This window comes from Burkholderia sp. WTPI3 (assembly GCF_021483755.1).
In the GTDB taxonomy this organism is placed as follows: Bacteria; Pseudomonadota; Gammaproteobacteria; order Burkholderiales; family Burkholderiaceae; genus Burkholderia.
The window spans coordinates 1-17,758 of sequence record NZ_JAGIXF010000081.1; the positions used below are offsets into that span (position 1 = coordinate 1).

Here is a 17,758-nt window from a genome sequence, read left to right on the forward strand (position 1 = left end):
CGACGGAATCAAGACGCTGCCGTACGCTCGCTTCTTCAACGCGAAGGAGCGCCTGCAACAGCTCGAAGACGAGCGCCGCGCACGCGACGGCACGCCGGGCATCGGCATCGTGTTCGAGACACGGCCCGACGGCATGCACATCATCGACGTGATCCCCGACGCGCCCGCCGAGCGGGCCGGCGTGCGGCCCGACGATCTCGTCGTCGCGATGAACGGCCAGAGCGTGGTCGGCGTCGACAGCAGCGAAGTCGTGAAGCTCGCAAAGGGCGACGCGGGCGTGCCGCTGAAGCTCACGGTCCGGCGCGGCCCGGACGCTGCCACGCTGACCTTCGCGCCGGTGCGAGCGATCGTCAGGCCGCATCCGGCGACCGCGAAGCGGCTCGACGGCGACATCCTCTACACGCGGCTGTCGAGCTTCCCGGAGCCTGCAGTCGGCAGCTACATCGACGCGGTGCAGGCCGCCCGCCGCGCGGGGCCGCCGGTGAAAGGCGTGATCCTGGACCTGCGCATCAACGGCGGCGGCGCGCTGAATGCGGCGATCGGCATCACCGCGCTGTTCGCCGGACGCGACCGTACCGCGATGGTGACGCTCGAACGCGACGGGACGAAACGCCGCCGCTTCACGACCAACTGGCCCGACTACGAGCTGCCGGTGATGCACGGCCAGGATCCGCTTGCGCCGCTGCAGGCCGACGACTGGTGGCGTACCGTGCCGCTCGTCGTGCTCGTCGACGGCCAGAGCGCATCGGCCGCCGAAGCGACCGCGGCCGCACTGAAGGATCTCGGCCGCGCGCGGCTGCTCGGGATGCCGACCTACGGCAAGGGGCTGGCGCAGACGGGTGTCGACCTGATCGACGGCACGCGGCTCAATTTCACGTTCGCGCGCAACCTGCGGCCGAACGGCTGCCCGATGGACGGCTACGGTGTCGTGCCGGACTGGCTCGTGCCGCCGCGCCGCGACGCGGACGTCGACGGCGTGCTGCTGTGGTACCGGGAAGTCGATCTCGCCCGCGCGCCGTATGCGGACCGGCTGGCGCCCGATCCATTCGCGCAGGTGCGCACCGCGCGGCAGAAGCTGCGCGACGAGCGAACGCGCGCAAAGGTCGATACGGCGAAGAGCGCGGCGCTGCCGCAACGCGAATTCGGCACGGCCGCCGACTGGCAGTTGCAGCAGGCGCTCGCTGCGCTCGCCGGCCGGCCGGTGCAGACCATCGACGCGCCCGCGCAACTGATGCCGGCTCGGCCGGTCTGCGAGCGCGGCGACAGCTGACGCGCCGCCGCGCGCCCGATCACCGGAACCCGAACCGCCGGCGCAGCACGATCAGCGCCGCGAGACTCAGCACGGCCGCGAACATCAGGTAGAAGCTCGGCGCGGTCTTCATCCCGGTCGCGCGGATCAGCCACGCGATGATGAACGGCCCGAAGCCGCCGAAAATCGTCACCGCGACGTTATACGCGAGCGACATCCCGGTCGTGCGCGTCTGCACCGGAAACACCTCGGACAACAAGCCCGGCAGCGCCGCGAAATAGCCGGTCATCAGGAACGCGAGCAGCACTTGCAGCGCGATCAGCGTGCCGAAGCCCGGATGCGCGACCAGATACGCGAACGCCGGATAGATCAGCACGAGGATGCCAACCGCCGGCGCGAGCATCACGCGCACGCGGCCGTAACGATCCGACCAGTGGCCGACGAGCGGCGCGAACGCCATCTGGATCACGCCGACGACGAGGATCGCCGCGAACGCGGCGGACGGTGCGAGGCCGAGCTGCTTCACGCCGTAGGTCGGCATGAACAGCACGAGATAGGTCGCGACGGTGCCGAGCACCACCACGCCCATCGCGGCGACGAGTCGGGCCTTGTGCGACGCGAGCGTGTCGCGCAACGGGCTCGCGGTGCTTTCGGCCGCGAGGAATTCGGGCGTCTCGTCGACTTTCGAGCGGATGTAGTACGCGACGGGCCCGATCAGCAGCCCGAAAAAGAACGGCACGCGCCAGCCCCACGCGGCCATCTGGTCGGCTGTGAGCTGCGCGTTCAGCACGGTGCCGAAGCCGGCGGCGAGCAGTGTCGTGAGCCCCTGGCTCGCGACCTGCCAGCTCGCGAAGAAGCCGCGCCGGCCAGGCACGTGCTCGGCGAGGAACGCGGTCGCGCTGCCGAATTCGCCGCCGGCCGAGAAGCCCTGCATGAGCCGCGCGGCGACGAGGATCAGCGGCGCCGCGACGCCGATCGTCCCGTAGGTCGGCAGCACCGCAATGATCAGCGTGCCGGCCATCATCAGCAGGATCGACAGCGTGAGCGCGGCCTTGCGGCCCGCGCGGTCGGCGTACGCGCCCAGCACGATCGCGCCGAGCGGGCGCATGAAGAACGACACGCCGAACGTGCCGAGCGTGAGCAGCAGCGACACGGTGTCGTTGCCGGACGGGAAGAACAGCTTCGAGATCGTGACCGCGAAGAAGCCGTAGACGACGAGATCGAACCACTCGAGCGCGTTGCCGATCGACGCGGCGACCACCGCGCGCCACACGCGCGGCGACGAGGCAACGGAGCTGGATTGCATGACGGCGTGCATCGGCGATCTCCTTGTCGTTGTATGTTCTGCACGACGCGCCCGGTGTCGCGCCGCGAACTGTGCCGACGATTATAGGCGCGCAAAAAAACCGCCGCGCCCCCCGGGAAAGGAAGCGCGGCGGCTGGCATGCGACGGGCCGGCGATCTGGTGCAACGGCCGGCCCGGCCGGGCGCGTTACTGCTGCTTGATGGCTTCTGCCGTGATCAGCAGCTTCGTCTTCATCTTGAAGCCGTACTGCTTGCCGTAGTCGAGGCCGAAATCGTCGCGGTTGAATTCGCCGACCGCGTCGACGCCGCACACTTCACGCTTGAGCATCGGATGCGGCATGCACTTGAACGAATCGATCTTCAGCGTCAACGGCTTCGTGACGCCATGCAGCGTCAGGTTGCCGACCACTTCCACGGGCTTGTCGCCGTCGAACTTGATCGCGCCCTTGTAGTTCGCCTGCGGGTACTTGGCCGCGTCGAAGAAATCGGCGGTCTGCAGGTGCTCGTCGAGCTTCGCGCTGCCGGTGTGGATCGACGCGATGTCGGTCGTCACGTCGACCGTGCCGGTCTTCGCCGCGCGGTCGAGCGTCACGGTGCCGCTCGACTTGTCGAACTTGCCGCGCCAGACCGACAGGCCGCCGAAGTGGTCGGCCTCGAAGCTCGGGTACGTATGGCTCGGATCGAACTGGTACGTCGCGCTATCGGCGAAGGCCGGGAACGACAGCGAAGCAGCCAGCGCGCCCGCGGCGATGATCAGATGCTTTTTCAACTCTTTCTCCTTGGAACGGCGCCGCGCCCTCGCGCGGCATTCGGGTCATGCGACACTCGTCGCTTACTTCGTGGCGACGAGATGGAACTTGATCTGCACTTCGTCCGCGACGACCGACGTGTCCTTCCACTCGCCGGTGCCGACGTTGAACGTCGAACGCTTGATCGGCAGCACGCCGTCGAAGGTCTGCGTCGCGCCGTTCTGCGTGACGGTGACGGGCACCGTGACGGTCTCGGCCTTGCCCTTGATCGTCAGCTTGCCGGTCACGTTGTACTTGTTGCCGCCCGCCGGCGCGATCGCCGACGACACGAAAGTCGCCTGCGGATACGTCTTCGCGTCGAACCAGTCCTTGCCCGCGACCTGGTCGTTGTACATCTTGTCACCGAGGTCGTAGCTGGCCACGTCGATCGTCATTTGCGCGCTGCCCTGCGCGGCCTTCGCCGGGTCGAACTTCACCTGCGCGGAGAATTTCTTGAACACGCCTTCGGTCGGCACGTTCATCTGCTTCGACACGGCGGACACCTTGCTCTTCGCGAGATCGACGTCGGCGTGCGCCGCGGCCGACGCGACAAGCGACACCGCGGCGAACGCGGTCAGCATGGAACGGGAGAAAGACACTTTCATGAGATCCTTCATTTGGCAAAGGGAAGCATTCGCGACAGCAGGCCGTCGCGGTCCAACACCTGGTGCTTGATCGCCGCGAGCACGTGCAGCGAGACGAGTGCAAGCAAAATGTAATTCAAAGACACGTGCAGCGTCTTGAAGGTTTCCTTCAGCACCGGATCGGGATCGATCAGGCGCGGCAGCGGCACGACGCCGAGGTAGACGACCGGGATGTTCGCCGCCGAGCTGTACAGGTAGCCGGTGACCGGAATCACGAGCATCAGCACGTACAGCAGGATGTGCACGCCATGCGACACCGCACGCTGCCACGCCGGCGTACTGCCCGGCAGCGGCGGCGCCGCGTGGGTCGCGCGCCACAGCACGCGCACGACGGCCAGCGCGAACGCCGTCACGCCGATCCACTTGTGCCACGAGAAGTACTTCAGCTTCGTCGGCGTGAAACCGGGAATGTCCGTCATCACCCAGCCGAGCGCGAAGCCGCAGACGATCAGCAGCGCGATCAGCCAGTGCAACGCGATCGCCGTCTGCGTATAACGTGTCGGCTTGGCCGACAGCGGATTCGATGTCATCCTGGATTCCTCAGTTGAGCGAACGGCTGCGCCGGAAAATGCATCCGACGCTCGTCAAGGGCGCCATGCTACCGCAACCTTTTGAAGGGCGCGGACTCTGACGACAGGCATGTCAGCGGGCCGCCATGTTTACGCCATGTTACCGACCAGTCACCCGGTAACCGAACGTTGACACGCCGAAAAAGGCGTTTTGGTAAGATTGGCGCGGGTTCCGGCCCCGTCGACGCGTCCCCCCGCCCGTCGCACAACCGCTTCTCCCATGCAACGATACGACCTGATTGCCTGTCACGAATGCGACGCACTGTTGCATAAACCGCGTCTCAGCGGCCGTGAAATCGCGCGCTGTCCGCGCTGCGACGCGCTGCTTTACCGCAACAGCGCCGCGCAACTCGAGCGCATCTGCGCACTCGCACTCGCCGCACTGATCACGTTCGTCATCGCGCAGACGTTTCCGATCCTCGAAATGGACGTGAACGGCAATCGCGTGCAGACGACGCTGATCGGCGCGATCGATTCGCTGTGGCGCCAGGACATGGCGATCGTCGGCGTGATGGTGTTCTGCTCGACCGTATTGTTTCCGCTCGTCGAGATGGCCGCGCTGCTGTACCTGCTGCTGCCGATGCGCCGCGGCGTCGTGCCGCCCGGCTTCAATGCCGTGCTGCGCGCGATCCAGCTCGTGCGCCCGTGGGGGATGATCGAGGTGTTCATGCTCGGCATCCTCGTAACGATCGTCAAGATGGTAAGCCTCGCGCGCGTCGTGCCGGAAGCCGCGCTGTTCGCGTTCGGCGCGCTCACGCTGATGATCGCCGTCGTGCTGATGTTCGATCCGCGCACGCTGTGGGACATCGCCGACGACCTGCGCGCCGGCCGCTCGCCCGCCGCGCCCGACGATGCCGCGCCGCTGCCGGAAGCCGCCCGCCGATGACGACGCCCACCGCCGCCCGCGAGGGTTACGCCAGTTGCCATGTCTGCGGGCTCGTGCAGACGATCGATGCACCGCACGCGCACTGCACGCGCTGCGGCGCCGCGCTCCATTTCCGCACGCCGAACAGCCTGATGCGCACGTGGGCGCTGCTGCTCGCGGCAGTGATTCTGTACATTCCGGCAAACCTGCTGCCGATCATGCGCACGTCGTCGATCGTCGGTTCGCAGGAAGACACGATCATGAGCGGCGTCGTGCTGTTCTGGACCACTGGCGACTGGCCGCTCGCGGTCGTCGTGTTCGTCGCCAGCATCCTCGTGCCGATGCTCAAGCTCGGCGTACTGACGATCCTCGTGATCAGCGCGCAGCGACGTACCGCCTGGCGGCCGCTGCAACGCACGCGCCTGTTCCGGATCGTCGAGCGCATCGGTCGCTGGTCGATGCTCGACATCTTCGTCGTGACGCTCACCGTCGCGCTCGTCCATTTCCGCTCGCTCGCCGTCATCACGGCCGGCCCCGGCGCGCTCGCGTTCGGCTCGGTCGTGATCCTGACGATGCTCGCGTCGATGCAGTTCGATCCCCGCCTGATCTGGGATCCAGTCGAAACCTCAGGGAAACACCATGAATAGTCCGCAAGGCCCGCAGAACGACGCGTCCCGGCCGCCCGATCCGACGATCTCGACGAAAGGCGGCTGGCTGCCGTCGCTCGTCTGGCTCGTGCCGCTGATCGCCGCGCTGATCGGCATCGGCCTCGTGATCAAGTCCGTGCGCGAGCGCGGCCCGGAAATCTCGATCAGCTTCCACAGCGCCGAAGGGCTCGAGCCGGGCAAGACCCAGGTCAAGTACAAGGACGTCGAGATCGGCATGGTCAAGACGATCAAGCTGTCGAAAGACCTGTCGCGCGTGCTCGTCCAGGTTCAGTTGAAAAAGGAGGCCGAGGACTTCGCGGTCAAGGGCTCGCGCTTCTGGATCGTGCGGCCGCGCGTCGGTGCGACCGGCGTGTCCGGGCTCGGCACGCTGCTGTCGGGCGCATACATCGGCGTCGACGCCGGCCACGGGCAGGACTCGCAGACCGACTTTACCGGCCTCGAGACACCGCCGGCCGTGACGGGCGACCAGAAGGGCACGCAGTACGTACTGCGTGGCGATTCGCTCGGCTCCGTCGACATCGGCTCGCCGATCTACTACCGCCGCGTACAGGTCGGCCAGGTGGTCGGCTTCTCGCTCGACAAGGACGGCACGGGCGTCACGTTCAACGTGTTCGTCAATGCGCCGTACGACCAGTACGTCGGCATGAACTCGCGCTGGTGGCAGGCGAGCGGCGTCGACCTGCGGCTCGATTCGAGCGGGCTGAAGCTGAACACGCAGTCGCTCGCGACGGTGATCCTCGGCGGCATCGCGTTCCAGACGCCGCCGAACCAGGACAGCGGCGCCACCGCGCCGAACAACACGACATTCCGCCTCGGCTCAGACGAGACCGACGCGATGCGCGACCCGGACGGCCAGCCGCTGCAGGTCGTGATGAACTTCAATCAGTCGCTGCGCGGGCTCGGCGTCGGTGCGCCGGTCGACTTCCGCGGCATCGTGCTCGGCGAAGTCACGAACATCGGCATCGACTACGATCCGAAGACGAAGAACTTCCTGATGCCGGTGACGATGAACGTGTATCCGGAGCGGCTTGGCCGACGCTTCCGCGAAGCGATCGAGAGCAAGGGCGAACCGGCCCGCCGCGAGATCGTCGAGCGTCTGGTCCAGCACGGGCTGCGCGGCCAGCTGCGCACCGGCAACCTGCTGACGAGCCAGCTGTACGTCGCGCTCGACTTCTTCCCGAAGGCGCCGGCCGCGAAGATCGACGCGACGCGCCAGCCGCTCGAGCTGCCGACCGTGCCGAACACGCTCGACGAGCTGCAGTTGCAGGTCGCCGACATCGCGAAGAAACTCGACAAGGTGCCGTTCGACCAGATCGGCGCGAACCTGAACAGCGCGCTGTCGAACGCCGACAAGCTGTTCAAGCAGCTCGACACGCAGGTCGCGCCGGAAGCGCGCGACACGCTGTCGGCCGCGAAGCAGACCTTCTCGACCGCCGAGGCGACGCTGCAGCAGGATTCGCCGCTGCAATCCGACGTGCGCGGCGCGCTGAAGGAACTTACGCGCACGCTGCAATCGCTGAATGCGCTCGCCGACTATCTGGAGCGCCATCCCGAATCGCTGATCAAGGGCAAGCCAGGAGATCAACAATGACGACGACCCGCATGAACGCGCTCGCGAGCGGCGCGGCGGCAATCTGCGCCGCGCTCGCGCTCGCCGCATGCAGCTCGCCGCCCGCGCGGTTCTATACGCTGAGCCCGGCCGACGCCACGACGGCCGTGCGCACCGCGCCCGCCAATCCGGCATTCCTGATCGAGGTGCCGTCCGTCGGCGTGCCCGAACAGGTCGCGAAGAACCAGCTGGTCGTGCAGAAGAATGCCGCGCAGGTCGACGTGCTCGAACAGGAGCGCTGGGCCGCGCCGCCCGCCGACGAGATCCGCCGCGCGCTGTCGGACGATCTCGCCGCGCAGCTCGGCACGATCGACGTCGCGAACTCCGCGTATCCGCCCGGCGTGCCCGTCTATCGCATCAGCGTGAACGTGCAGCGCTTCGAATCGTGGCCCGGCAAGCGGGCGGCGATCGATGCGGTGTGGAGCGTGCGTTCGCTCGCCACGCAGGCGGTGATGACGTGCCGCACGAGCGTCGCGGAACCCGTCGCCGACGGTTACGACGCGCTCGTCGCCGGCCACCGGCGCGCGCTCGACGTGATTGCATCGCAGGCCGCGGCCGGCGTGCGCGCCATGGCGGCACGGCGCGGTACGGCAACTGCCTCCGGCAGCAAGACGGCCACGGCGCCCGTCGTGCCGTGCCCGGCCAACCCGATGGCCGGCAGCGACGCGGGCGCGACGGGCAAGTCCGGCGCGTAAGCGCGCGACACACGGACGAACGTGCGATGCGTTCGCCCGTGTGGCTGCTGCGGCCCCCGCCGCGCATCCGATGGCACGCATCGGCCGAACGACCGCTTTGCATTGTTTGGCAAAATCCGCCGGAACCGGCACCACGCAACGCGGTCAGCTTGCGTTTTCGCGCCCGATTGACGATCCTACGCACTTCCAGGCTCGCGCCGCCCGTCGGTCGTGCGCGTCAGCCAGCGGCAATCGGGCCGCGTCCGGTCCGATCGTCGTGTCTCCCGAGGCTCGCACGCGTGTCCGCGTGCACCGCGTCGGGGCAGCCGCATCGCGGGTTGCCGCGCATCGCCCGGCAACCCGGCCAGCCTCATCCGTTCTCCCGGCGCCGCGCCGCATTTCCGGCCGGCATCCCGAACCCGCCCGTCCAGGGCTTTCGCTATTCCGTTTATGTTTCGTTCCCTGACGACCCTGATCAAGAAGTGGCGCGCGTCGCGCAATGCGGCCCACCAGCTCGACGCCCTGCTCGCGCACGCCGACGCGGACGCGTCGTACGCCGAGCGCAGCGAATGGCTGATCGAGCTCGCGCACTGGCTGCGCCGCAACGGTTCGATGCAGGCCGCGCAGGATGCGCCTGCCGAACGCGACGCCGGCACACGCGCGTATCCGGCGCACGCCCGGCTGCGCTATCTGTTCCACGTGCTCGAGCGCAATCCCGCGTGGAAGTCGCACGCGGCGCGCATCGTGCGCGGCGTCCTGCGCGAATGCGACGGCATCTCGCTGCTGTGCGACGCCGGCATGCCGGTGCACTCCGGTTTCTTCGGTGCGCTGTTCGAGCGGATCGACTCGTCGCTGATCCCGCCCGCGCCGAACCGCCGCGAGCTGACGGCGCTGTTCACGCTGATGTTCCCGACGCCGGAAGACGCGCAATGGATCGACGCGCTGCCCGACGACCTGCTCGCACGCCTCGCGGAGCTGATCTCGTTCGACGTCACCGAAGAAGAGCGCCACGAGCCCGGCTCGTTCTCGCGCGACCTGCTGGCCGCGCTGCACAACCTGACCTGCCAGATCAGCTCGACCGGCCTGTCGCAGACGGTGCGCAGCCGCCTGTCCGACGGTGACGCGCGCAAGCCGCTCGAAACGCAGCCGTTCTACCGCCTCACGCGTGCGATGCTCGCGGTCGAGACCGCGCACGCGGCCGTCGAGGACGGCGGCGACCAGAACAAGCTGCTGCACGAGGTGAACTACCTGCGCGTGCTGCTCGACGAATGCCGGATCGCGGTCGACGACGTATTCGCGCACCTGTACCGCAACGGCGTGTCGGTCGACATCGTGTTCCAGGTCGAGCGCATGCGCATGCGGATCCTGCGCGCCGAGATGCTGCTCAACGCGTGGATGGCCCGCGACGACCTGCGCGGCATGGCGCGCCTGACCGCCGAACTCGTCGACGCGAACCAGAACAGCCAGAGCGTGTCGCACCTCGTGCGCAGCAACTTCTCGCTGTTCGCGCGCAAGCTCGTCGAGACGAACGCGGATACCGGCGAGCACTACATCTCGCGCGGCCGCGCCGAGTATCTGAAGATGCTGCGCATGGCCGCGGGCGGCGGCCTCGTCACCGTCGCGACGGTCTGCGTGAAGTTCGCGATCACGGGCGCGCACCTGCAGTCGATGCTCGAAGGGCTGCTCGCCGGCGTCAACTATGCGGCGAGCTTCATGCTGATGCACTTCCTGCACTTCACGCTCGCGACCAAGCAGCCCGCGATGACCGCACCGACGCTCGCGCGCGAGCTCGACGACACCGCCCACGAAGAAGGCGTGAAAGCGTTCGTCGCGTCGGTGATCGCACTGATCCGCACCCAGGCCGCGGCGATCTCCGGCAACGTGCTCGTCGTGCTCCCCGTTTGCCTGCTCGTGCAGCTGTTCGCGGGCAACGTGCTGCACGCGAACCTGATCTCGCCTGAGAAGGCGCACGCGACGCTGCACTCGTTCTCGCTGATGGGGCCGACACCGTTCTATGCGGCGCTCACGGGCGTGCTGCTGTGGGCGTCGAGCCTGCTCGCGGGCTGGGCCGACAACTGGTTCGTGCTGCACCGGGTCGGCGACGCGCTCGCGTACAACCGCCGGCTGCGGCTCACGCTCGGCGCGGCCGGCGCCGCGAAACTCGCGCACTTCTGCCGCTCGAACGTCGCGGGCGTGGTCGCGAACGTCGGCCTCGGCCTGATGCTCGGCCTGATCCCGGCGATCGTCACGGTGTTCCTGTTCCCGTTCGAAGTGCGGCACGTGACGCTGTCGGCCGGCTCGATCGGCGTCGCGCTCGGTGTGCTCGGCAAGAACGCATTGAGCACGCCCGAGCTGTGGTGGGCGTGCGCCGGCGTGCTGAGCATGGCGATCCTCAACGTGCTCGTGAGCTTCGCGCTCGCGTTCACGATGGCCGTGCGCTCGCGCAGCCTGCGCCGCACCAAGGTGCGCGCGCTGGTCGCCGCGATCGTCCGCACGGTGCTGTCGAAGCCGTCCGCGCTGTTCTGGCCGGCCGGCGGCCCCGCAGCGCAGGCCGGCCAGCCCGGCTCGCACTGACCGCCCGACGCCCGCGCGGCGCCCCGCCGGGCATCGCCGCGCGGGCCACCCGGCGCGCCCGCGCGGCCTGCATATCGGCCGCCCGCGTCCCGAATCGGACGCAACGCCGGCTCCCGCCGCCCGCGCCGCGTACAATAGTGGACTTTTGCACGTCCTCACCCGCCTTATGTCCTCGCCCACCCTGTACGAATTCTTCGCTCCCTGCCCGCGCGGCCTCGAAGCGGCGCTTGCCGCCGAGCTGGCCGAGATCGCCGGCCGTCATCTGGACGGCGCGCCGTTCACCGCGGGCGCGCAGGTGCCGGGCGGCGTCCATTTCCGCGGCGGCTGGGCTGCCGGCATGGCCGCGAACCTCCATTCGCGGATCGCGAGCCGGATCCTGCTGAAGATCGCGCACCGCCCGTACCGCAACGAACAGGACGTCTACGCGCTCGCGCTCGAGCAGCCGTGGGAACGCTGGTTCGCATCGACGCAGACGCTGCGCGTCGACATCACCGCGATCAAGTCGCCGCTGAAAAGCCTCGAATTCGCGACGCTGCGCGTGAAGGATGCGATCTGCGACCGGATGCGCGAGAAGACCGGCTCGCGGCCGAGCATCGACACCGGTGCGCCGGACGTGCGCGTGTTCGCGTTCCTGACGGCCACCGAATGCACGCTGTACCTCGATACGTCGGGCGAGCCGCTGTTCAAGCGCGGCTGGCGTCTCGACAAGGGCGCGGCTCCGCTGCGCGAGAACCTCGCGGCCGGCATCCTGCGCCTGACAGGCTGGACGCCCGGCACGGCGCTGTACGACCCGATGTGCGGCAGCGGCACGTTCCTCGCGGAAGCCGCGCAGATCGCGCTCGGCGTGGCGCCGGGCGTCGAGCGCCGCTTCGGCTTCGAAAAGCTCAAGCAATACGACATCACCGCATGGCAGGGCCTGAAGGTCCCCGCACTCGACGCGAAGCGCGCGGCGCGCGGCAAGCGCGATTCGCTCGGCGTGTACGGCAGCGACATCTCCGGCGACATGCTCGAGAAGGCACGCGCGAACCTCGAACGCGCGGGCGTGCCGTCGGTATGGCTCAAGCAGGTCGACGCGCGCGGGATGACGCCGCCGTGCGACGGCCCGGGCATCATCCTCGCGAACCCGCCGTACGGCGAGCGGATCGAAGTGCGCGGTCGCAGCGCGCGCGGCGAGGTGCGTGAAACGGGCCGCAACCGCGGCAACGACGACGCATTCCGCCGTACGCACACCGACGCGCCGGACAGCGAGTTCTTCAACGCGCTCGGCGATGCGCTCAAGCAACGCTTCACCGGCTGGCAGGCGTTCCTGCTGACGTCGGACCGTTCGCTGCCGGGCCAGTTGCGGCTGCGTGAATCGGCGAAGACGCCGCTGTTCAACGGCGCGCTCGAATGCCGGCTGTTCCGCTTCGACCTGATCGCCGGCAGCGTGAAGGCGCGCCCGGCTACGCCGGAAGGCGACGCGTGACGCACGAGACTCGCCGGACGGCCGCTGCGGCCGCCTGCTGACATCCTGACGACGCCCGGCTCCCGCCGGGCGTTTTGCTTTGCGCGGCGCCGATGCTCGCGGTGCCGCACCAGTCCCCTTCGATGCCCCTGCACGGCGCCCCCGGCCGGCCCCCGCCGAAGCTGCCCACCGGAATCGCCTCGTGTCAGCGCCGCGATGACTACTGACAGCACGCTGTCAGCAGCACGCGATCACACTGCAATCCCGGCGCAATGCAAGGCTGGTTTCCATCAAGAACCCGAACAACAAGGAGCTCGTCGTGACGTCCGCAACTGCAACCGCAACCCTGGAACGCGCGATCGCGTGGTTCGATATCCCATCCCTGGATTTCGATCGCGCGATCCGTTTTTACGAAACCGTGCTGCAAACCACGCTGCAGCGCGAAGTCATCGGAGGCGTGCCGATGGCCATGTTCGATCACGAAGCGTCGAGCACGGGCGGCAGCATCGTGTTCGATCCGCAGCAGATGAAGCCGAGCGCGAACGGCGTGCTCGTCTACCTGAACGCCGGCGAATCGGTCGTTGCGGCGCTCGAACGCGTGAAACGCGCGGGCGGCATCGTGCAGGGTACGGTCGTCGAGCTGCCGAACAACTATGGTTACATCGGCTATCTGATCGATACCGAAGGCAACCGCGTCGGCCTGCACGCGCCGAAATGCCACTGAGCGCACCGACGACCGGGCCGGCGCGGCGCTATCATCGCGAAGTCCCCGTAGCCGTTGGAGTCGAGGTGCAGCCATGACGCGCCGTGCCGACCGTCTGTTCCAGATCGCCGAGCTGTTGCGCGGACGGCGTCTGACGACCGCGCAGCAGCTCGCCGACTGGCTGTCGGTGTCGCCGCGCACGGTCTATCGCGACGTGCGCGACCTGCAACTGTCAGGGGTGCCGATCGAAGGCGAAGCCGGCATCGGCTACCGGCTGAACCGCAACGCGAGCCTGCCGCCGCTCACGTTCACCGCCGAGGAGCTCGCGGCGCTCGCGGTGGGCGCACGCATGCTCGAAACCTGGGGAGGCGCGCGCTTTGCCGGCGGCGCCCGCTCGGCGCTCGCGAAGATTGCGTCAGCGATGCCGGCCGACAAGCGCACGGCGCTCGATCGCCTGCCGGTGTTCGCCCCGTCGTTCCACATCGACGAGACGTTTTGCGGGAAGGTCGACGCGATCCACCAGGCGGTCGACACGCGCCACGTCGTCAGCTTCGGCTACCGTGACCGGCTCGGCGCCCATACGCAACGCCGCGTGTGGCCGCTCGGGCTCGTCTACTGGGGCGGACGCTGGACGATCGGCGCGTGGTGCGAGCTGCGCGACGACTTCCGCACCTTCGACATCGCGCGAATGGGCGACATCACCGTGCACGAGCAGTTTCCCGACATGGAAGGAAGGCGCATCGCCGACTACATGCGGATCGCGGAAGCGCCGATGCGCTGACACGCACGTCGGCCGCTGCCGCTGTTCGTTCGCCGGCGCCCGCGAGCCCCGGCAACGCCCGTCATTCACCGAACACCACCGGACGCTTCGGCCGCTCGTCGACGTGCAGCGAAAACACGTCGGCGCGCGCATAGTGCCCCACCACGTCGAAGTCATAACGCGCGCGCACCAGTTCGTCGGTATCGATACGCGCGGTCACGAGCCCGGGTTCGCCGATCAGCGGCTCCGTCAACAGGTCGCCGAGCGGCCCGACGATCACGCTGCCGCCGCGGATCAGCGGCCGTTCGGGATCCCAGCCCGGCACGTCGATGCCGAGCGCGCGCGGCGACGGCTGCACCTGGCATGCACTCACGACGAAGCAGCGCCCTTCGTGCGCGATGTGCCGCATCGAGCTTTGCCACAGATCGCGCTCGTCGACGGTCGGCGCGCACCAGATCTGCACGCCTTTCGCGTACATCGCGCAGCGCAGGAGCGGCATGTGGTTCTCCCAGCAGATCGCGGCGCCCGCGCGGCCCGCCGCGGTGTCGACCACCGGCAGCGTCGAGCCGTCGCCCTGACCCCAGATCAGCCGCTCGGTGCCGGTCGGCATCAGCTTGCGGTGCTTCGCGACGAGCCCGTCACGCGGATCGAAAAAGAGCGCCGTGCAGTACAGCGTGCTGCCGCCGCGCTCGATCACGCCGACCACGAGGCTCGCGCCCGTGCGCTGCGACAGCGCGGCCAGCTCGTCGGTTTCCGGCCCCGGCACGTCGATCGCCTGCGCGGCGTAGCGCGCATACGCATCGCGCCCCTCGGGCAACCGGTAGCCGAGCCGCGTGCCGAAGATCTCGCCTTTCGGATAGCCGCCGAGCACGGCCTCGGGCAGCACGACAAGTGATGCGCCGCTGTCGCGGATCGCGCTTTCGTAGCCGAGGATCGTGTCGAGCGTGGCGCGCGTGCCGGCGGGCGAGGCGCCGATCTGCAGCGCGGCGATGACTGAGGTGGACATGAGGACGTCTCCGGATGAATGGGGTGACGCCATCTTTATCGATATGATGTCATCGATCAAATCGATACAACGATAACTGACATGAATTCAGATGATATCGCCGACCTCGATCTGAACCTGCTGAAAGTGTTCGAGGCGCTGTACGAGGAAGGCGGCGCGAGCCGCGCGGCGCTGCGGCTCGGTCTCACGCAGTCCGCCGTCAGCGCGGCGCTTGCGCGGCTGCGCGTGATCTATGCCGATCCGCTGTTCGTGCGCACCGGCCGCGGGCTCGCGCCGACGCCGCGCGCGGACGAACTGAAGCCCATCCTGTCCGATGCGCTCGACCGCTGCCGCGAAAGCCTCGCGATCGCGGCCGACGGCGGCGAACGCATCGGCCGCACGATCTCGATCGGTCTGTCGGACGACTTCGAGATCGCGCTCGGCCGTGCGCTGATCGACGCGGTCGCGCAGGAAGCCGCGGGGATCCGGCTGATCTTCCGGCAGACGCACAGCGGCATCGCCGGCGACGCACTGCTGCGGCACGGCGTCGATCTCGCGATCGCGTCGGGCGGGTTTTCGGCGAACGGGCTCAGCCGGCGGGCGGTCGCCACCGGCGGCTACGCGTGCCTGATCGACTCGGCCGGCCGCGCTCGCGCGCCGCGCACGCTGGCGCTAGACGATTTCCTCCAGCGCGACCACCTGCTCGTGTCGTCGGGCGGTGTGATCGGAATCGTCGACGAGGCGTTGGCCGCGCTCGGTCACAAGCGGCGCGTCGCGGCGTCGACCACGCATTTCGCCGCGCTGCCGTACCTGCTCGCCGGCTCCGATGCGGTGGCGACGATTCCGGCGCACGCCGCCCGCGCCATCGCTCGCTCGACGTCGCTGCGCGCGCTCGCGTGCCCGGTCGAGCTGCCGCGCTACCCGGTCGAGATCGGCTGGCGCACGAGCACGCAGCGCGACCCGGCGATCGTGCGCGTGCGGGATACGATCGCCGCGTGCATCGCCCGGATCGTCGCACCGTGAAAAACAGGGCAAGATTCGGCTTGCGAATCCCGCTCCCGTGCCCCCGGCTCGCCGCTGCCACCGGCAGGCCGGGCCATCCGCTCGCGGCGCGACGATGCAGGCGAGCCGCCTGCGCCGGACGAACGATCAGGGTCGGATTCGTCTAACCACATGGCCGGCAGCGACCGGGCGCAACCGGTAAAATGCCGAACCATGAAACCCGAAATCTGGACCCCGCACGTGACCGTTGCAGCGCTGATCGAGCGCGCCGGCCGCTTTCTCGTGATCGAGGAAGAAACCTCGACGGGCCTGCGCATCAATCAGCCGGCCGGCCATCTCGAAGCCGGCGAGACGCTCGCCGACGCCGTGATCCGCGAGACGCTCGAGGAAACCGCGCATCCGTTCGCTCCCGACGCGCTCGTCGGCGTCTATCTCGCGCACTACGAGCGCCCCGGCACCGCCGGCGCGACCTACCTGCGCTTCACGTTCTGCGGCACGGTCGGCGAGCCGTTGCCGGGCCACGCGCTCGACGACGGCATCGTCCGCACGCTGTGGATGAGCGCCGACGAACTGCGCGCATGCAGCGAGCGGCATCGCTCGCCCGCGGTGATGCGCTGCGTCGACGACTATCTCGCCGGGCGGCGCATTCCGCTCGATTTCGTGCACACGCATTCGGTCGCGCCGCGTCCGGACGCATTCGACCGTCAGGCGGTAAACAAATGAGCAAGCGCCGTGTAGTAGTGGGCATGTCGGGCGGCGTCGATTCGTCGGTGACCGCGTGGCTGTTGAAGGAACAGGGGTACGACGTGGTCGGCCTGTTCATGAAGAACTGGGAAGACGACGACGACGGCGAATATTGCTCGACGCGCCAGGACTGGATCGACGTCGTGTCGGTGGCCGACCTGATCGGCATCGACGTGGAAGCCGTGAATTTCGCGGCCGAATACAAGGACCGCGTGTTCGCCGAATTCCTGCGCGAATACTCGGCCGGCCGCACGCCGAACCCGGACGTGCTGTGCAACGCCGAGATCAAGTTCAAGGCGTTCCTCGATCACGCGATGTCGCTCGACGCGGAAATGATCGCGACGGGCCACTATGCGCGCGTGCGTGAGCGCGACGGTCGCTTCGAGCTGCTGAAGGCGTTCGATCATACGAAAGACCAGTCGTACTTCCTGCATCGGCTGAACCAGGCGCAGCTGTCGAAGACGATGTTCCCGCTCGGCGAGATCCCGAAGACGAAGGTGCGCGAAATCGCCGCGCAGATCGGGCTGCCGAACGCGAAGAAAAAGGATTCGACCGGCATCTGCTTCATCGGCGAACGGCCGTTCCGCGACTTCCTGAACCGCTATCTTCCGACGAAACCCGGCCCGATGAAGACGCCGGACGGCAAGGTCATCGGCGAGCACATCGGCCTCGCGTTCTATACGTTCGGCCAGCGCAAGGGCATCGGCCTCGGCGGCAGCAAGGACGGCAGCGGCGAACCGTGGTTCGTCGCCGCGAAGGACATCGCGTCGAACACGCTGTACGTCGTGCAGGGCCACGACCATCCGTGGCTGCTGTCGCGGCAGCTCGTCGCCGGCAACGTGAGCTGGGTCGCGGGCGAGCCGCCGGCCGAAGGCTTCTCGTGCGGCGCGAAGACGCGCTACCGGCAAGCCGATGCGGCATGCGCATTCGGCGTCGCGGCACCCGGCCCGGCAGGCGAAGCACGCTTCTCGCTCGCGTTCGACGATGCGCAATGGGCGGTCACGCCCGGCCAGTCGGCCGTACTGTACGACGGTGAAATCTGCCTAGGCGGCGGCATCATCGAGTCCGCGGCCACCGGCCAGCCCGGCCGGGCCGCAGCGGAAGGCCATGTGCCGGCGCTCGCCGACGCACGCTGACATCCATTCGGTTTAGACTTGCGGCACGCCGCGCCCGGC

General features: G+C 68.4%; 17 protein-coding genes. 12 read left to right on the forward strand and 5 right to left on the reverse strand.

The window, feature by feature from the left end:
• The coding region (locus tag J7024_RS29775; RefSeq protein WP_234745711.1) for a S41 family peptidase at positions 1 to 1,270 on the forward strand (1,270 nt) is incomplete at its 5' end.
• A gap of 19 nt (positions 1,271 to 1,289) precedes the next feature.
• On the opposite strand, the gene J7024_RS29780 is transcribed toward J7024_RS29775, so the two are convergent.
• From J7024_RS29780 to J7024_RS29795, 4 genes are all read right to left on the reverse strand, one after another.
• Positions 1,290 to 2,567 (reverse strand): MFS transporter, encoded by a 1,278-nt coding sequence (locus tag J7024_RS29780; RefSeq protein ID WP_124827101.1) that lies wholly within the window; start codon positions 2,565 to 2,567, stop codon positions 1,290 to 1,292.
• Between the two features lie 174 nt (positions 2,568 to 2,741).
• The gene (locus J7024_RS29785; protein ID WP_124827102.1) at positions 2,742 to 3,323 is read right to left on the reverse strand and encodes a YceI family protein; all 582 of its coding nucleotides are present in this window, start codon (positions 3,321 to 3,323) and stop codon (positions 2,742 to 2,744) included.
• A gap of 63 nt (positions 3,324 to 3,386) precedes the next feature.
• On the reverse strand, positions 3,387 to 3,947 hold the full coding sequence (locus J7024_RS29790; RefSeq protein WP_124827103.1) for a YceI family protein: 561 nt from the start codon (positions 3,945 to 3,947) through the stop codon (positions 3,387 to 3,389).
• 8 nt (positions 3,948 to 3,955) lie between these two features.
• The gene (locus tag J7024_RS29795) at positions 3,956 to 4,516 is read right to left on the reverse strand and encodes a cytochrome b (protein ID WP_124827104.1); all 561 of its coding nucleotides are present in this window, start codon (positions 4,514 to 4,516) and stop codon (positions 3,956 to 3,958) included.
• Between the two features lie 259 nt (positions 4,517 to 4,775).
• Between J7024_RS29795 and J7024_RS29800 the strand changes: the two genes are divergently transcribed.
• From J7024_RS29800 to J7024_RS29835, 8 genes are all read left to right on the forward strand, one after another.
• Positions 4,776 to 5,441 (forward strand): paraquat-inducible protein A, encoded by a 666-nt coding sequence (locus J7024_RS29800; protein ID WP_098549722.1) that lies wholly within the window; start codon positions 4,776 to 4,778, stop codon positions 5,439 to 5,441.
• Positions 5,438 to 6,067 carry a paraquat-inducible protein A gene (locus J7024_RS29805; RefSeq protein ID WP_124827105.1) on the forward strand — a complete coding sequence of 210 codons (630 nt, stop codon included), beginning with the start codon at positions 5,438 to 5,440 and terminating at the stop codon, positions 6,065 to 6,067. The genes J7024_RS29800 and J7024_RS29805 overlap by 4 nt, the downstream gene beginning before the upstream one ends.
• Positions 6,060 to 7,679: a PqiB family protein gene (locus J7024_RS29810; protein ID WP_124827106.1), complete on the forward strand. Its 1,620-nt coding sequence runs from the start codon at positions 6,060 to 6,062 to the stop codon at positions 7,677 to 7,679. Before J7024_RS29805 ends, J7024_RS29810 begins: the two co-directional genes overlap by 8 nt.
• Positions 7,676 to 8,392 (forward strand): PqiC family protein, encoded by a 717-nt coding sequence (locus J7024_RS29815; RefSeq protein WP_124827107.1) that lies wholly within the window; start codon positions 7,676 to 7,678, stop codon positions 8,390 to 8,392. Before J7024_RS29810 ends, J7024_RS29815 begins: the two co-directional genes overlap by 4 nt.
• A 429-nt stretch (positions 8,393 to 8,821) precedes the next feature.
• Entirely contained in the window at positions 8,822 to 10,945 is a 2,124-nt protein-coding gene (locus tag J7024_RS29820; RefSeq protein ID WP_124827108.1) for a site-specific recombinase, read from the forward strand.
• A 166-nt stretch (positions 10,946 to 11,111) separates the two neighbouring features.
• Positions 11,112 to 12,410 carry a THUMP domain-containing class I SAM-dependent RNA methyltransferase gene (locus J7024_RS29825; protein ID WP_124827109.1) on the forward strand — a complete coding sequence of 433 codons (1,299 nt, stop codon included), beginning with the start codon at positions 11,112 to 11,114 and terminating at the stop codon, positions 12,408 to 12,410.
• A gap of 298 nt (positions 12,411 to 12,708) precedes the next feature.
• Positions 12,709 to 13,113, forward strand: coding sequence for a VOC family protein (locus J7024_RS29830; protein ID WP_124827110.1), 405 nt, complete (start codon positions 12,709 to 12,711; stop codon positions 13,111 to 13,113).
• 73 nt (positions 13,114 to 13,186) lie between these two features.
• Positions 13,187 to 13,873 carry a helix-turn-helix transcriptional regulator gene (locus tag J7024_RS29835; RefSeq protein ID WP_096506390.1) on the forward strand — a complete coding sequence of 229 codons (687 nt, stop codon included), beginning with the start codon at positions 13,187 to 13,189 and terminating at the stop codon, positions 13,871 to 13,873.
• A gap of 61 nt (positions 13,874 to 13,934) precedes the next feature.
• On the opposite strand, the gene J7024_RS29840 is transcribed toward J7024_RS29835, so the two are convergent.
• Positions 13,935 to 14,858, reverse strand: coding sequence for a carbon-nitrogen hydrolase family protein (locus tag J7024_RS29840; RefSeq protein ID WP_124827111.1), 924 nt, complete (start codon positions 14,856 to 14,858; stop codon positions 13,935 to 13,937).
• Positions 14,859 to 14,939: 81 nt separating this feature from the next.
• Here J7024_RS29840 and J7024_RS29845 point away from each other — a divergent pair, with 81 nt between their 5' ends.
• The 3 genes from J7024_RS29845 (at position 14,940) to mnmA (ending at position 17,719) form a co-directional block, all read left to right on the forward strand.
• Positions 14,940 to 15,860 (forward strand): LysR family transcriptional regulator, encoded by a 921-nt coding sequence (locus J7024_RS29845; protein WP_175760809.1) that lies wholly within the window; start codon positions 14,940 to 14,942, stop codon positions 15,858 to 15,860.
• Positions 15,861 to 16,052: 192 nt separating this feature from the next.
• On the forward strand, positions 16,053 to 16,562 hold the full coding sequence (locus tag J7024_RS29850) for an NUDIX hydrolase (protein ID WP_124827113.1): 510 nt from the start codon (positions 16,053 to 16,055) through the stop codon (positions 16,560 to 16,562).
• Positions 16,559 to 17,719, forward strand: a complete 1,161-nt coding sequence (gene mnmA / locus J7024_RS29855) for a tRNA 2-thiouridine(34) synthase MnmA (RefSeq protein WP_124827114.1) — start codon at positions 16,559 to 16,561, stop codon at positions 17,717 to 17,719. The genes J7024_RS29850 and mnmA overlap by 4 nt, the downstream gene beginning before the upstream one ends.
• Positions 17,720 to 17,758: the final 39 nt, after the last annotated feature.

Excerpts from the sequence above, each read along its gene's own strand:
- J7024_RS29780 (WP_124827101.1), bottom strand. The coding sequence starts at position 2,567 with ATGCACGCCGTCATGCAATCCAGCTCCGTTGCCTCGTCGCCGCGCGTG.
- mnmA (WP_124827114.1), top strand. The coding sequence starts at position 16,559 with ATGAGCAAGCGCCGTGTAGTAGTGGGCATGTCGGGCGGCGTCGATTCG.
- J7024_RS29845 (WP_175760809.1), top strand. The coding sequence starts at position 14,940 with ATGAATTCAGATGATATCGCCGACCTCGATCTGAACCTGCTGAAAGTG.
- J7024_RS29820 (WP_124827108.1), top strand. The coding sequence starts at position 8,822 with ATGTTTCGTTCCCTGACGACCCTGATCAAGAAGTGGCGCGCGTCGCGC.
- J7024_RS29795 (WP_124827104.1), bottom strand. The coding sequence starts at position 4,516 with ATGACATCGAATCCGCTGTCGGCCAAGCCGACACGTTATACGCAGACG.
- J7024_RS29805 (WP_124827105.1), top strand. The coding sequence starts at position 5,438 with ATGACGACGCCCACCGCCGCCCGCGAGGGTTACGCCAGTTGCCATGTC.
- J7024_RS29810 (WP_124827106.1), top strand. The coding sequence starts at position 6,060 with ATGAATAGTCCGCAAGGCCCGCAGAACGACGCGTCCCGGCCGCCCGAT.
- J7024_RS29815 (WP_124827107.1), top strand. The coding sequence starts at position 7,676 with ATGACGACGACCCGCATGAACGCGCTCGCGAGCGGCGCGGCGGCAATC.
- J7024_RS29790 (WP_124827103.1), bottom strand. The coding sequence starts at position 3,947 with ATGAAAGTGTCTTTCTCCCGTTCCATGCTGACCGCGTTCGCCGCGGTG.
- J7024_RS29835 (WP_096506390.1), top strand. The coding sequence starts at position 13,187 with ATGACGCGCCGTGCCGACCGTCTGTTCCAGATCGCCGAGCTGTTGCGC.
- J7024_RS29825 (WP_124827109.1), top strand. The coding sequence starts at position 11,112 with ATGTCCTCGCCCACCCTGTACGAATTCTTCGCTCCCTGCCCGCGCGGC.
- J7024_RS29850 (WP_124827113.1), top strand. The coding sequence starts at position 16,053 with ATGAAACCCGAAATCTGGACCCCGCACGTGACCGTTGCAGCGCTGATC.
- J7024_RS29800 (WP_098549722.1), top strand. The coding sequence starts at position 4,776 with ATGCAACGATACGACCTGATTGCCTGTCACGAATGCGACGCACTGTTG.
- J7024_RS29840 (WP_124827111.1), bottom strand. The coding sequence starts at position 14,858 with ATGTCCACCTCAGTCATCGCCGCGCTGCAGATCGGCGCCTCGCCCGCC.